The sequence below is a fragment of the Streptomyces sp. NPDC001393 genome (assembly GCF_053597455.1).
Window position 1 is genome coordinate 92,245 of record NZ_JBSFIH010000023.1, and the last position, 13,496, is coordinate 105,740.

The 13,496-nt window shown below is 72.7% G+C and carries 15 protein-coding genes and 1 tRNA gene; 11 read left to right on the top strand and 5 right to left on the bottom strand.

Features of this window, described 5'->3' with window-relative positions; translation table 11 throughout:
* Positions 1-2: 2 nt before the first annotated feature.
* The 10 genes from ACWC2T_RS24270 to ACWC2T_RS24315 all read left to right on the top strand — a co-directional run bounded on the left by ACWC2T_RS24270 (position 3) and on the right by ACWC2T_RS24315 (position 7,941).
* On the top strand, positions 3-374 hold the full coding sequence (locus ACWC2T_RS24270; RefSeq protein ID WP_450672441.1) for a DUF742 domain-containing protein: 372 nt from the start codon (positions 3-5) through the stop codon (positions 372-374).
* Positions 352-951 (top strand): GTP-binding protein, encoded by a 600-nt coding sequence (locus ACWC2T_RS24275; RefSeq protein WP_450672442.1) that lies wholly within the window; start codon positions 352-354, stop codon positions 949-951. Before ACWC2T_RS24270 ends, ACWC2T_RS24275 begins: the two co-directional genes overlap by 23 nt.
* A 73-nt stretch (positions 952-1,024) precedes the next feature.
* The gene (locus tag ACWC2T_RS24280; protein ID WP_450672443.1) at positions 1,025-1,600 is read left to right on the top strand and encodes a GAF domain-containing protein; all 576 of its coding nucleotides are present in this window, start codon (positions 1,025-1,027) and stop codon (positions 1,598-1,600) included.
* Positions 1,601-1,789: 189 nt separating this feature from the next.
* Positions 1,790-2,818, top strand: coding sequence for an L-threonine 3-dehydrogenase (gene tdh / locus ACWC2T_RS24285; RefSeq protein ID WP_450672444.1), 1,029 nt, complete (start codon positions 1,790-1,792; stop codon positions 2,816-2,818).
* A 53-nt stretch (positions 2,819-2,871) separates the two neighbouring features.
* On the top strand, positions 2,872-4,065 hold the full coding sequence (locus ACWC2T_RS24290; RefSeq protein WP_450672445.1) for a glycine C-acetyltransferase: 1,194 nt from the start codon (positions 2,872-2,874) through the stop codon (positions 4,063-4,065).
* 31 nt (positions 4,066-4,096) lie between these two features.
* On the top strand, positions 4,097-4,999 hold the full coding sequence (locus ACWC2T_RS24295) for a LysR family transcriptional regulator (protein WP_450672446.1): 903 nt from the start codon (positions 4,097-4,099) through the stop codon (positions 4,997-4,999).
* Positions 5,000-5,038: 39 nt separating this feature from the next.
* Complete coding sequence (locus ACWC2T_RS24300) at positions 5,039-5,641, top strand: helix-turn-helix domain-containing protein (RefSeq protein ID WP_450672447.1); 603 nt, start codon at positions 5,039-5,041, stop codon at positions 5,639-5,641.
* On the top strand, positions 5,638-6,168 hold the full coding sequence (locus ACWC2T_RS24305; RefSeq protein ID WP_450672448.1) for an N-acetyltransferase family protein: 531 nt from the start codon (positions 5,638-5,640) through the stop codon (positions 6,166-6,168). The genes ACWC2T_RS24300 and ACWC2T_RS24305 overlap by 4 nt, the downstream gene beginning before the upstream one ends.
* Positions 6,169-6,198: 30 nt before the next feature.
* Complete coding sequence (locus ACWC2T_RS24310; RefSeq protein WP_450672449.1) at positions 6,199-6,558, top strand: MmcQ/YjbR family DNA-binding protein; 360 nt, start codon at positions 6,199-6,201, stop codon at positions 6,556-6,558.
* A gap of 93 nt (positions 6,559-6,651) precedes the next feature.
* On the top strand, positions 6,652-7,941 hold the full coding sequence (locus ACWC2T_RS24315; RefSeq protein ID WP_450672450.1) for an MFS transporter: 1,290 nt from the start codon (positions 6,652-6,654) through the stop codon (positions 7,939-7,941).
* A 190-nt stretch (positions 7,942-8,131) separates the two neighbouring features.
* On the opposite strand, the gene ACWC2T_RS24320 is transcribed toward ACWC2T_RS24315, so the two are convergent.
* Both ACWC2T_RS24320 and ACWC2T_RS24325 read right to left on the bottom strand, forming a co-directional pair.
* Positions 8,132-9,046, bottom strand: a complete 915-nt coding sequence (locus tag ACWC2T_RS24320; RefSeq protein ID WP_450672451.1) for a transketolase family protein — start codon at positions 9,044-9,046, stop codon at positions 8,132-8,134.
* On the bottom strand, positions 9,030-9,782 hold the full coding sequence (locus tag ACWC2T_RS24325; RefSeq protein WP_450672452.1) for a transketolase: 753 nt from the start codon (positions 9,780-9,782) through the stop codon (positions 9,030-9,032). Before ACWC2T_RS24325 ends, ACWC2T_RS24320 begins: the two co-directional genes overlap by 17 nt.
* A gap of 124 nt (positions 9,783-9,906) precedes the next feature.
* On the opposite strand from ACWC2T_RS24325, the gene ACWC2T_RS24330 reads away from it, so the two are divergent.
* Positions 9,907-9,983, top strand: a tRNA-Pro gene (locus ACWC2T_RS24330).
* A gap of 29 nt (positions 9,984-10,012) precedes the next feature.
* On the opposite strand, the gene ACWC2T_RS24335 is transcribed toward ACWC2T_RS24330, so the two are convergent.
* From ACWC2T_RS24335 to ACWC2T_RS24345, 3 genes are all read right to left on the bottom strand, one after another.
* A complete protein-coding gene (locus ACWC2T_RS24335; protein ID WP_450672453.1) occupies positions 10,013-11,056 on the bottom strand; it encodes an MASE1 domain-containing protein in 1,044 nt (347 codons plus the stop codon).
* Between the two features lie 115 nt (positions 11,057-11,171).
* Positions 11,172-12,506, bottom strand: a complete 1,335-nt coding sequence (locus ACWC2T_RS24340) for a PP2C family protein-serine/threonine phosphatase (protein ID WP_450672454.1) — start codon at positions 12,504-12,506, stop codon at positions 11,172-11,174.
* A gap of 161 nt (positions 12,507-12,667) precedes the next feature.
* The gene (locus tag ACWC2T_RS24345) at positions 12,668-13,456 is read right to left on the bottom strand and encodes a COG4705 family protein (RefSeq protein ID WP_450672455.1); all 789 of its coding nucleotides are present in this window, start codon (positions 13,454-13,456) and stop codon (positions 12,668-12,670) included.
* Between the last annotated feature and the right edge of the window lie 40 nt (positions 13,457-13,496).

A 13,496-nucleotide genomic window follows, 5' to 3' on the forward strand; every position in this document is an offset into this window, starting at 1 on the left:
GCGTGGCCGCAGCCGGCGACGGGCCCTGGCTGGACGACGCGGCCGGACGGCTGGTGCGCCCGTTCACGGTCAGCAACGGACGCACCAAGCCCAGCATCGCCCTGGACCTGATGTCGCAGGTGATGGCCACCGGCGTCACCCCGCTCGGCTATCTCGGCCCCGAGCACGCCCAGGCGCTCGACCTGTGCCGGGCCCCCGTCTCGGTCGCCGAGGTCGCCGCGCACCTGAAACTGCCCGCGGTGGTCACCAAGGTGCTCCTCTCGGACCTCGTCGACTGCGGGGTCCTGACCACCAAACCCCCCGCCTTCCACCACACACCCACTGACCGGTCTCTGCTGGAGGCAGTGCTCGATGGACTACGACGACAGCTCTGACCCGTTCCCGACCGCACTGAAGATCCTGGTGGCGGGCGGGTTCGGGGTCGGCAAGACGACCTTCGTGGGCGCGGTCAGCGAGATCGCGCCGCTCAGCACGGAGGAGCTGCTCACCACGGTCAGCGTCGGCACGGACAGTCTCGACGGCGTCGAGAACAAGATGGAGACGACGGTCGCCATGGACTTCGGCCGGATCACCCTCGATCCGGACCATGTCCTGTACCTGTTCGGCACGCCGGGACAGGAGCGGTTCTGGTTCATGTGGGACGAGCTGTCCGAGGGCGCGCTCGGCGCGGTGATCCTCGCCGACACCCGCCGGCTGCAGGACTGCTTCGCGGCCGTGGACTTCTTCGAGGAACGCGGACTCGGTTTCATCGTCGCGATCAACGAATTCGACGGCGGCTACCGCTACGACCCCGAGGAGGTGCGCGCCGCCATCGACCTGGACCCCGAGATCCCCGTCGTCCGCTGCGACGCCCGGATCTCCAGCTCCGGCGTGCAGACCCTGCTCACCCTCGTACGCCACCTCCTCGCCCACGCCCCGGCGACCGCGCCGAGCCATGGCGCCCACAGGTGATCCCGCCCTACCGCACACGGAGTTCCTCAATGAGGTATGCCCACAACGCCGATGCCCGGCCAGGAGTCCGGCCATGACCTACGAGCCGCCCCGGCCGGTCCGGGGTCTGCTGCTCACCCCGGAGGACAAGGAGGCCCCCGCCCGGGTCCACCGACTGCGCCTGCTCGGCCTGGTGGGCCGGCCCGACCCGGCACTGGACGCCTTCGCCGGCCATCTCGCCGGGCTCACCGGCGCGCCGTACGCCATGGTCAACTTCGTCGGCGAGGACCACCAGTTCTTCGCGGGTCTGTGTGTCCCCGCCGCCCCGCCGTTCCTGCGGGAGGACGGCAGCCGGCCGGAGTTCGGCCGGCTGCTGCCGCGCGAGCACGGGTTCTGCCCCCATGTGGTGGTCCGCCGCAGGGCGCTGGTGCTCGACGACGTCCGCGACTATCCGCGGTTCGCCGGAAACCCCGTGGTGGACGAGTACGGCATCCGCTCCTATCTCGGCGCTCCGCTTCTCGACAGCTCCGGCATGGCGCTCGGCACCGTGTGCGCGGCCGACACCGAGCCGCGGTCCTGGGGCCGGTCGGGCCTGGAGACCGTGAAGGCGCTGGCCGCCGATCTCGTCGTACGCCTCGAACGCAGCGCCGAGGACGGGCTGCCCCTGTGACGTGCCAGGGGATGCCCACGCCGCCGGTACCGGGGGCGTGAAGGAAAGCTGAGGCGGCGGTTAAGAAAAGCTCGATGGACCCGCGGCCCGCGCATACGGCAGATTGCAGGGTGATTCCACCCCTCTGACCCGGTGCGGGCTCCTTCGGCATGCCCGTGGGCCGGGACCTCACCCACAGGAGCCGCACGCGTGAAGGCGCTGGTCAAGCAGAAGGCGGAGCCGGGACTCTGGCTGACGGACGTCCCGGAGCCCGAGGTCGGGCCGGGTGACGTGCTGATCAAGGTCATGCGGACCGGTATCTGCGGCACCGACCTGCACATCCGGGCCTGGGACGGCTGGGCGCAGCAGGCGATCCGGACCCCGCTCGTGCTCGGGCACGAGTTCGTCGGCCAGGTCGTCGAGGTCGGCCGGGACGTGGCCGACATCCGCATCGGAGACCGGGTCAGCGGCGAGGGCCATCTGGTGTGCGGCAAGTGCCGCAACTGCCTGGCCGGCCGCCGCCATCTGTGCCGGGCCACGGTCGGCCTCGGCGTCGGCCGGGACGGCGCCTTCGCCGAGTACGTCGCCCTGCCCGCGGGTAATGTCTGGGTGCACCGCGTCCCCGTCGACCTCGACGTCGCCGCGATCTTCGACCCGTTCGGCAACGCCGTGCACACCGCGCTGTCGTTCCCGCTGGTCGGCGAGGACGTGCTGATCACCGGCGCCGGGCCGATCGGCCTGATGGCGGCCGCCGTCGCCCGGCACGCCGGTGCTCGCAACGTCGTCATCACCGACGTCAGCGAGGAGCGCCTGGAGCTGGCCCGCAAGATCGGCGTGAGCCTCGCCCTGAACGTCGCCGAGACCACGATCGCCGACGGCCAGCGGGAACTGGGGCTGCGCGAGGGCTTCGACATCGGCCTGGAGATGTCCGGCCGCCCCGAGGCCATGCGCGACATGATCGCCAACATGACGCACGGCGGCCGCATCGCCATGCTCGGCCTGCCGGCGCAGGAGTTCCCGGTCGACTGGGCCCGGATCGTCACCTCGATGATCACCATCAAGGGCATCTACGGCCGCGAGATGTTCGAGACCTGGTACGCCATGTCGGTGCTGCTGGAGGGCGGCCTGGACCTCGCCCCCGTGATCACCGGCCGGTACGGCTACCGCGACTTCGAGGCCGCGTTCGCGGACGCCGCGAGCGGCAAGGGCGGCAAGGTCATCCTGGACTGGACCGCCTGAGCCGTAGCACGCCCGACTCCCTCACTCCGTCAGCACTTTCAGGAGCCCTCCTCATGTTCGACACCGTCCGCGACGACCTGCGCGCCACCCTCGACGAGATCCGTGCCGCCGGACTGCACAAGCCCGAGCGGGTCATCGGCACCCCGCAGTCCGCGACCGTCGGCGTCACCGCCGGCGGCCGCCCCGGCGAGGTCCTCAACTTCTGCGCCAACAACTACCTCGGCCTCGCCGACCACCCCGAGGTGATCGCCGCCGCCCACGCCGCGCTGGACCGCTGGGGCTACGGCATGGCCTCCGTCCGCTTCATCTGCGGCACCCAGGAGGTCCACAAGGAGCTGGAGGCGCGCCTGTCGGCCTTCCTCGGCCAGGAGGACACGATCCTGTACTCCTCCTGCTTCGACGCCAACGGCGGCGTCTTCGAGACGCTGCTCGGCGAGGAGGACGCGGTGATCTCCGACGCCCTCAACCACGCCTCCATCATCGACGGCATCCGCCTGTCCAAGGCCCGCCGCTACCGCTACGCCAACCGTGACCTCGCCGACCTCGAGGCGAAGCTGAAGGAGGCGTCCGACGCGCGGCGCCGGCTGATCGTCACCGACGGCGTCTTCTCCATGGACGGCTACGTCGCCCCCCTGCGCGAGATCTGCGACCTCGCCGACCGCTACGACGCGATGGTCATGGTCGACGACTCGCACGCCGTCGGCTTCGTCGGCCCCACCGGCCGCGGCACCCCCGAACTGCACGGCGTCATGGACCGCGTCGACATCATCACCGGCACCCTCGGCAAGGCCCTCGGCGGCGCCTCCGGCGGCTATGTCGCCGCCCGCGCCGAGATCGTCGCCCTGCTGCGCCAGCGCTCGCGCCCGTACCTGTTCTCCAACACCCTCGCCCCGGTGATCGCCGCCGCCTCCCTGAAGGTCCTCGACCTGCTGGAGTCCGCCGACGACCTGAGGGTCCGGCTGAACGAGAACACCGCCCTGTTCCGCCGCCGCATGACCGAGGAGGGCTTCGACATCCTCCCCGGCGACCACGCCATCGCCCCCGTGATGATCGGCGACGCGGCGAAGGCGGGCCGCATGGCCGAGCTGCTGCTGGAGCGCGGTGTGTACGTGATCGGCTTCTCCTACCCGGTCGTCCCGCAGGGCCAGGCCCGCATCCGCGTCCAGCTGTCCGCCGCGCACTCCACCGAGGACGTCCACCGCGCGGTCGACGCCTTCGTCGCGGCCCGCGCCGAGCTGGAGGCCTGAGCAGGGCGGAACCCCGGGGATAATTGAGGACATGATCGAGGCACGGCGGCTCCACATCCTCCGTGCGGTGGCCGACCACCGCACGGTCACCGCGGCGGCCGCCGCGCTGTACCTCACCCCCTCGGCCGTCTCCCAGCAGCTCACGGCTCTGGAGCAGGAGACCGGCCACCGCCTGGTCGAGCGCAGCGCCAAGGGCGTACGGCTCACCCCGGCCGGCGAGATCCTGCTCAGCCACACCAACGCGGTCCTCGCCCAGCTGGAGCGGGCCGAGGCCGAGCTGGCCGCCTACGGCTCGGGCGAGGCGGGCACGGTCACCGTGGCCGCCTTCGCGACCGGTATCGCCCAGGTCGTGGCCCCGGCCGTGGCCCGGCTCGCGCACACCGCGCCCGGCATCCGCATCCGCGTCCAGGACGCCGAGGGCGACGCGAGCCTGCCCATGGTGCTGGACCGGCAGGTCGACGTGGCGGTGGCCGTGGAGTACCGGGGCGCGCCGCCCGCCGACGACCCCCGGCTCACCCACGTCTCGCTCTACGCCGAGCCGTTCGACGCGGTCGTACCCGTCGGCCACCGCCTCGCGGACACCGCCGAGGTGCCCCTCGCCGAGCTGGCCAAGGACCCCTGGATCGGCCCGTACCCCGGCAACCCCTGCCACGACGTGGTCGTCCTCGCCTGCGAGAGCGCCGGCTTCCAGCCCCGCCTGGAACACTCCTCCGACGACTTCCGCGCGGTCGTCGCGCTGGCCTCGGCCGACGCGGGCGTGGCCCTCGTCCCGCGCTCCGCGCTGAACGGCATGGACCTCACCGGCGTCGTCGTACGCCCCGTGGACGGCGTGGCCCCGACCCGCCGCGTCTTCGCCGCGGTACGCCGCGGAGCCGAGGGACACCCGCTGATCCGCCCGGTACTGGACGCCCTGAAGGCAGCGGCCCGGGCCTAGGGGGCCCGCAGTCCGGGAAACCACGCGTGGTCGTTTCATATGCGGGATAGAATCCCTGATGTGAAACAGAGTGTCGTACCGGCCCCGGACCCCGTCGATGCCCGGCTCGGTGCCCGCCTCGCCGAGCTGCGTGCCCAGCACGGCTGGTCCCTGGGGGAGCTGGCCGAGCGCAGCGGGGTGAGCCGGTCCACCCTGTCGCGTGCCGAACGCGCGGAGACCAGCCCCACCGCCGCCCTGCTGAACCGGTTGTGCCATGTCTACGGCCGCACCATGTCCCAGCTGCTCAGCGAGGTCGAGGCGGCACCCGCGCCGCTGGTCCGGGCCGCCGATCAGCAGATCTGGGAGGACCGCGGCTCCGGATTCGTCCGCCGCTCCGTGTCCCCGCCGCACGCCGGGCTCCGCGGCGAACTGGTCGAGGGCCGGCTCGCACCGGGCGCCGACATCGCCTATGACCGCCCGCCCGTGACCGGCCTGGAACAGCACCTGTGGCTGCTCGACGGAGCCCTGGAGGTGACCGACGGGGAGCAGGTCCACCGCCTGGACGCCGGAGACTGCCTGCGGATGCGGGTCTTCGGCCCGACCCGGTTCCGGTGCCCCGGCCCCGAGGAGGCGCGGTACGCCCTCGCGGTGGTGCGGCCATGAGGGTGGAGCGCTGGAGCGCCGCGCAAGTACGAGAGCGCGCAGGCGAGTTGGCGGAGCTGCTGACCGACACCGTGGCCGGCGGTGCCTCGGTCGGCTTCCTCGCGTCGCTCACACACGAGGAGGCCACCGCCTGGTGGCGGGAGCGGGCCGAGGCGACGGCGGCGGGCCGGCTCACCGTCTGGGCGGCGCTCGACGGTTCCGGCCGCCCGGCCGGGACCGTGAGCCTGGCCTACCCCGACAAACCGAACAGCCGCCACCGCGCGGAGCTGGTGAAGCTGATGGTGCACCGCTCCGCGCGCGGGCAGGGACTCGGCCGCAGCCTCCTCGCCACCGCCGAGAACGCCGCCGCTGCCGCCGGCATCACCCTGCTCCACCTCGACACCGAGACCGGCAGCCCCGCCGAGCACCTCTACCGCTCGGCCGGCTGGATCCGGGCCGGCGTCATCCCCGACTACGCGGAGAGCCCCGGCGGCGCGTTGCGCGCGACGACGTTGTACTACAAGCGGCTGGAGCCATCGGGCGGGTGACTGTCAGTGGCAGGGGCTACGGTGCGTTGCATGCCGGATGCCGAAGACGTACGCCGTATCGCCCTGTCCCTGCCGGACACCACGGAGAAGGTCGCCTGGAGCATGCCCACGTTCCGGGTGGCCGGGAAGATGTTCGCGACCCTGCCCGAGGACGAGACGTCCATCGCCGTGCGCTGCCCCAAGGAGGAGCGCGACGAACTGGTGCTCGCCGAGCCGGGGAAGTTCTGGATCGCCGACCACGAGGCCCAGTTCGCCTGGGTCAGAGCGAGACTCGCCGCGCTGGAGGACGAGGACGAGCTGCGCGACATCCTCGCCGACTCCTGGCGGCAGGCCGCACCGCCCCGACTCCTGGACGCCCACCCCGAGTTGGGGCTGCCGCCCGGGGAGTGAAAACCCCCCGTGCGCGCGAGCCGGGCGTGGCATGATCCGGCGCGGCGCAGCGGGCGCGGCACCACAGGGGGCGCCGGGGAAGGGGCAACCGCGATGACCGGAACGGACACACGGCGCGACACCACCACGCGCGGGACGCGCCGGGCCGGGGCCGGCCGGCGCGCCGTCTGGTCCCGGGACTTCGCGCTGTTCTTCGTGGCCCGGGCCGTCGCCCGCCTCGGCGACACCATGCTGCCCGTGGCCCTCGCCGCCGGCCTGCTTCAGCACGGGTACGGCGCGGGCGCGGTCGGCCTCGCCATGGCCTCGACGGCGGCGGCGTTCGCCGGTCTCGTCGTCTTCGGCGGGGTCATCGCCGACCGGTTCAGCACCCGCAGGCTGATGATCGGGGCCGACCTCGTCCGGCTCGTCACCCAGTCCCTCGCCGCGGGCCTGTTCTTCGCCGGGCATGTGGTGCTGTGGCAGATCTGCGCGATCGGTTTCGTGGGCGGCGTGGCGGGAGCGGTGTTCCAGCCGGGCGTGGCCAGTACGGTGCCCCGGCTGGCCGCCGACATCCAGGGCGCCAACGGCGCGATCCGCATAGCGGAGTCCGCCGCCCAGCTCGCCGGCCCCGCCGTCGCCGGTCTCCTGGTCGGCTTCGCCTCACCCGGCGCGGTGTTCGCCGCGCACGCCGCCACCTACGCCACGAGCGCCCTGTGCCTGCTGCTGCTCCGGCTGCCCCCGCTCGACGAGGGCACCCGTGCCGCCACCGGCCGGGGGATGCGCGCCTTCCGGGCCGATCTGGCCCAGGGCTGGCGGGAGTTCAGATCCCGGACCTGGCTGTGGGCCGTGATCGCCGTCTGGTGTCTGTACATGATCGCGGTCTGGGGTCCGACCGTCCCGCTCGTGGCCACGGAGGTCGTCCAGCAGCACGGGCCGCGCGCCTACGGCCTGGTCAACTCCGCCCTCGGCGCGGGCACGGTGGTCGGCGGCCTGCTCGCCCTCCGGCTCCGGCCCCGCCGGATGCTCCGCGCCGGCGCGCTCTCCCTGTTCGCCTTCTTCGGCTTCCCCGCGGCCGTCGGCGCCGGGCTCGGCGTGCCGGCGATGGCGACGGGGGCGGCGGTGGCCGGCGCCGGGATGTCGTTCTGGGGCGTGATGTGGGCGACCAGCGTGCAGAGCCAGGTCCCGCCGGACGTCCTCAACCGCATCCACGCCTACGACGTGGCCGGTTCCCTCGCCATGATGCCGGTGGGCCAGGCCCTCGCGGGCCCGGCGGCCGGTACGCTCGGCGCGGGCCATGTTCTGCTGGTCTCCGCCGCGACCAGCCTGGCGGTGGCGCTGGCGCTGCTCGCGGTACCGGCGGTACGGGATCTGGTCCGGGCCGACGCGGACGCGCCGGCGCGGTGAGCGCCGGGTGCGTGCAGGTGCCCTGCGCCGGCAGGGTGCCGCCTGCGCCCACCCGTGCCGCCCCAGCGGCACGACTGCCCGCAGGCTCCGACGGCGATGAGCGCCCCGAAGGGGCGCGGGGCTGTATCGATATGCGGCTCCGCCGCGTGGGCGCGACCAGCTCCCACGCACCCGCAGCCGCGCGCGGTGCTCAACTGGCCCAACGGGTGGGCGCCACGAACTCGCCGATCCGCTCCCTCAAGCTCACCGCGTCCAGCCCGTGCGCGGCCACGTGCTCCTCGATGCTCCCGTAGCGCCGCAGCTCGCGGCGGCCGACGCCGAGGCCCAGGACCCGGTGCGGCACGTCCGAGAGGGCCTCGCTCGCCGCGGTCGTCGAGGTGCCCGCGAGATAGGGCTCGACCAGCACGACATCGGTACCCGCCGCCTCCGTGGCCCGGCGCAGACCGGCCGCGTCGAAGGGCCGTACGGTCGTCGCGTACAGGACGGTCAGGTCCAGGCCCTCCGTGGCGGCGAGGACCGAGTCCAGCACCGGGCCCACGGCGAGGACCACACCCCGGCGGCCCTCGCGGACGGTGACGAAGTGCGTGCCGTCGATCAGCCGTCCCTGCCGGTTGGCCTGCACGGACAGCCGTACGTACACCTTGTCGTCGCCCGCGGCGATCGCGTGGTGCAGCAGTGTCTCGGCCTCGTCCGGGTGTCCGGGCACGTGTACGGCCCAGCCGTCCAGCGTGTCGAGCAGCGCCACGTCGCCGGGGGCCATGTGCGTGTAGCCGCCGGCCGGCCAGTCGAAGGAGGCGGCCGCGCTCACCAGCACCGCCCCGGTGTCCTGGTGGCCGAGGTCCAGCTTGACCTGCTCGAACGGCCGCTCCACCAGGAAGCTGGCGAAGGTGTGCACCACCGGGCGCAGTCCGGTCAGCGCCAGCCCCGCCGCCGCCCCGACCAGCAGCTGCTCGCGGATGCCGACGTTGACGACCCGGTCGGGATGCCGGGCCATGGCCTCGCGGAAGCCGTCCTTGCCGATCTCGGCGAGGACCACCGCGACCCGCGGGTCCTCGTCCAGCAGCCGGGAGACGACGGGGGCGAATCGGTCACGCATGGTGTCCATCGGGGTCTGCCTTTCCAGAAAGCGGGAGTCGGGCGTTCTTCGGCTCGACGCGGGCCACGATCACGTGCGGCCGCCCGGGATGCCGCGCGGTGAACGCGGCGTGCAGCGCCTCGTGATCGCGCCCGTCGACGGTCACCGCCGACCAGCCCGCCGCCTCGAACCGGGCGGCGATCCCGCCGGGGCGGGCGTGGCTGGCGGAGGAGTTGTCGACCACGATCGTGTGCAGCCGCTCCAGGCCGGCGGGCCCGGCGAAGGCGATCGCCTCGTGGTTGCTGCCCTCGTCCAGCTCGGCGTCCCCGATCAGCACCCAGACCGCCGGATCGTGCAGCCCCTGCGCCCGGAGCCCCAGTGCGCTGCCCACCGCGATCGGCAGCCCGTGCCCGAGCGAGCCGCTGCCGATCTCGGCGCCCGGAACGAGCACCCGGTCCGGGTGATGCCCGAGCGGGGAGTCGTACGAGCCGAACCCGGGCAGCCAGTCCACCGGCACGAACCCCTTCGCGGCCAGCACCGCGTAGTACGCCATGGGCCCGTGCCCCTTGCTCAGCAGGAACCGGTCCCGGGCCGGATCGTCCCGCCGCTCCGGCGTCACCCGAAGCACCCGGTCGTAGAGCACCCACAGCGCGTCGAGGGTGGAGGTGGCCGCCGGTCCGTGCTTCTCGTCGCCGGTCATCAGACTCATCAGACCGGGCAGGTCGTCGTACCCGTACGTGCGGTTTCCGTCCGCTGTGATCGTCATGAAGTCGATCGTGCAACCTCAACCGAACTTGAGGTCAACCGGAAAACCGGTGCGCGACCACCGAGCGGAGTGCGGTATTGTTTCCCTGCGCGTTCGACCGGGGAAACCCCAGGTCAAACGGCACCGGGACGTGGCGCAGCTTGGTAGCGCACTTGACTGGGGGTCAAGGGGTCGCAGGTTCAAATCCTGTCGTCCCGACCAGCTTTTCTGCCGGTCGGAGGGCCGTCTTCTCAGGGATGAGGAGACGGCCTTTGCCGTGTCCGCGGGTCTCCGGCGTCCGTCTCGCCCGCCGCTTTCCCGCCCTCCGCGGCGGGCAGGGTCGGGCGGTGGTCGCCGGCGGCGATCTTGGCCGCCATCCCGGCGAGCTGACCGCAGGCCCGCGCGATCTCCCGCTCGGTGTCGTTGCGCTCGCTGACGACCGCGGCGAGCAGCAGCGCGGTCAGCGCGGCAGAGCCGTTGAAGGCCTGCAGGGTGATCATCTTGGTGAGCAGGCTGTGACCGGCGAACGGCCCTGTTCGCTCGGCACCGGCGATGACAGCGAAGGTCGACACGGCCAGCGCGCAGGGCGCGGCCCCCGCCAGCTGGAAGCGGAAGGCAGCCCAGGTCAGCAGCGGGAACCCGAGGAACAGCAGGGGCGCGTGACCGGCCACGAGGAATCCGACGCCGGCCGTGGCCGCCATGAGCAGCAGTGCCTCCGCCCACCGGGACGGGCGCACGTTCTTCGGCAGGCACGCCGAGCGCAGGACGAGCAGGACCGGTGTGACCAGCAGGACGCCCATCGCGTCGCCGGTCCACCAGACCGACCACGTGGGCCAGAAGTCGCCGGGCCGCAGCACTCCGGCGAGGGCCAGGGTCCCGCTGCCCGTCGTCGCGCTCACCAGCATCCCCGTGAGACCACCGAGGAAGACGAGCGCGAGCGCGTCCCGCAGCCGGTCCAGCTCCACATGGAAGCCCGCACGGCCGAGCAGCAGGAAGGAGCAGACGGGCGCGAGGGTGTTCCCCGCCACGATGGCGAGCACGGCCGGGAGCGACGGCCCCAGCGCGATGTTCACCAGGAACGCGCCGAGTGCGATGCCCGGCCAGATGCGCGGGCCGCGCAGCAGCAGGCCCGCCACCGCGATACCGCTCGGCGGCCACAGGGGGGTGACCTGGCCGCGCACCAGCTGCTGGAGCAGTCCCAGCCTGGCCGAGCCGTAGTACAGCGCGGCGATGGCACAGATCTCCAGGGCGGCCGGACCACTGCGCCGGAGCCCTTGACGCCGCACGACCGCCATCGGGCGACCTCCGCTTCGACATCGCCCCGAACCCGTCATCCGACCCCATCATCCGCCGGATCCCCCGGATCCTCCACGGCAGGGCGGCCGGCCCGGAAGCGGCAACCGGGGGAGGTCAGGCGGGCGGGGTGCGCAGGGCGAGGATGGCCATGTCGTCGTGACCGTCGCTGGGGTGGTGATCGGCCAGCGCCTGGACGAACTCCGGCAGGGGCAGGGCGGCATGGACCGCGGCGAGAGAGGCCAGTTCCCGCAGACTCTCGTCGATGGAGTGCGCGGGATGCTCGATCAGCCCGTCGGTGAAGAAGACGACGGTGGCCTCCGGCGGCAGGAAGCGGGAGTGGTCCGGGCGGGGCTGCTCGGTGTCGACACCGAGAGGCAGCCCGGGCTCGGCGAGCAGACAGACCACGTGGCGATCACGGGTCATCAGCAGGGGCGGGACATGGCCCGCGGTGCTCCAGCGCAGTCGCCACCCCGGCCCGTCCCGCTCGATGCGGGCCAGGGCCGTGGTCGTGACGCGGTGGTTCGCGACCGACTTCAGGGTCCGGTCGAGCTGGGTGAGGACCGCGCCCGGCGGACTGCTCTGGTCGAACACAAGGGCGCGCAGCATGTTGCGGGTTGCGGCCATGGCGGCCGCGGCCTGCAGATCGTGGCCGGCGACGTCGCCGATGACGACCGCCACGACGCCGTCGGGCAGCGGGATCGCGTCGTACCAGTCCCCGCCGAGCTGACTGGGCTCGGCGGCCGGCCGGTAGATGGCGGCGGCGGTGAACGGCCGCAGGTCGGGCAGGGTGGGCAGCAGAAGCCGCTGGAACTGCTCTGCTCCGACGCGGATCCGTTCGAACAGGCGGACGTTCTCGATCGCGATGCCGGCGGCGCTGGCCAGGGCGACGACGATGTTCTCGTCGTTCTCGTCGAAGGGCTGTCCGTCGCTCCGCTCGGAGAGGTAGAGGTCGCCGTAGATCTCGCCGCGCACGGTGATGGCGACGCCGAGCAGGGTGTGCAGGCGCGGATGGCCGGGCGGGAATCCGGCGGAGGAGGGATGGCCCTGGATGTCGTCGATCCGCAGGGGGGCAGGGTTGCTGATCAGGTGGCCGAGGACGCCCCGGCCGCGCGGCAGCCCGGACGCGGCCAGCGCCTCGCGTTCCTGCTCGGACAGACCCGCCGAGATGAACTGCTCCAGGCGTTCCCCGGACTCGTCGAGCACGCCCAGGGCTCCGTAGCGGGCGCCGACCAGCTCCATGGCGGTCGTCACGATGCGGCGCAGCACCGCGGGCAGCTCCACCTCCCGGCTGATGGCCACCACCGCATCGAGCAGGCCCTGCAGCCGGTCCATGGTGGACAGCAGGGCGCGCAGCTGGTCGTCGATCCGGCCCAGCTCGGACCGCAGCCGCATGTGCAGCTCGGGGAGGCGCGGCCGGCTGGGCTGTCTCCCTGCCTTGGCTCCCGCCATTCCGGCCTCCTGACCCGACCCCTGTCCGTGCGGGACGCCGGCATCACTTCGATTGTGGCATCGGTGCCCTGGCCAGGGGGGCCGACGGCGGCCGCCACCGCATGGGAAAGGGCCTCGCCGGCGCTGCCGGGCGAGGCCCTCTCTCTGTGCTGGGGGCGGAATCAGGCGGCGACGTCCCGACGTGTGGTGGCGAGGTAGCCGACCAGCACGAGAATGGCCACCGTCCAGGCCAGCGTCACCGGACCCAGGCCCCAGCCCAGACCGTCCGCCTTGTTCATGGCCATCCAGTCGGCGATGGAGGCACCGAGCGGGCGGGTGATGACGTACGCCGTCCAGAACGCGGTCACCGCGCCCAGCAGGCGTGCTCGGTGGGCGACGGCCGGGACGCAGATCGCCACGGCGAACAGGACGGCCGAGCCCAGGTAGCCGAGGCCGATCGTCGCGGTGAGGTCGCCCGCGGCGGTGCCCAGGGCGAAGGTCGCGAGGACGGCCGCCCAGTAGAAGAACTCGCGGCGCCGGGTGCGGATGGAGTGGATCGACAGGGTGCGCTCGGACTTGTACCAGAGGACGAAGACGGCGGCCAGGGCGATCATGAACAGCGGGGTGGACAGGGTGTACGGGACGCCGACGACCACGTGGAGCGCGTCCGCGGCCATCGTGCCGAACACGCTGACCATGACGATCGCCGTCCAGTAGATCCAGGCCACGTACCGGCGGACGGCGAACTGGAGCACCAGCGACGCCACGAACGCGAGCCCGCCGAGCCCGACCGCCGGGATGTTGCCCACTGTGTGGGCCAGGAAGTCGCAGGCGGTCTCGCCCATGCCGGTGGTGAGGACCTTGATGATCCAGAAGTAGACGGTGACCTCGGGCACCTTGTTCGCGCTCTCGCGTATGCGCGCGCGTGCGTTACCGCGGGGCCGGTCCTCCAGGACGTACTCAGTGCTCATGGCCCGCACTTTCGCACGCCCAAGTGATCTTTCCCCAGCC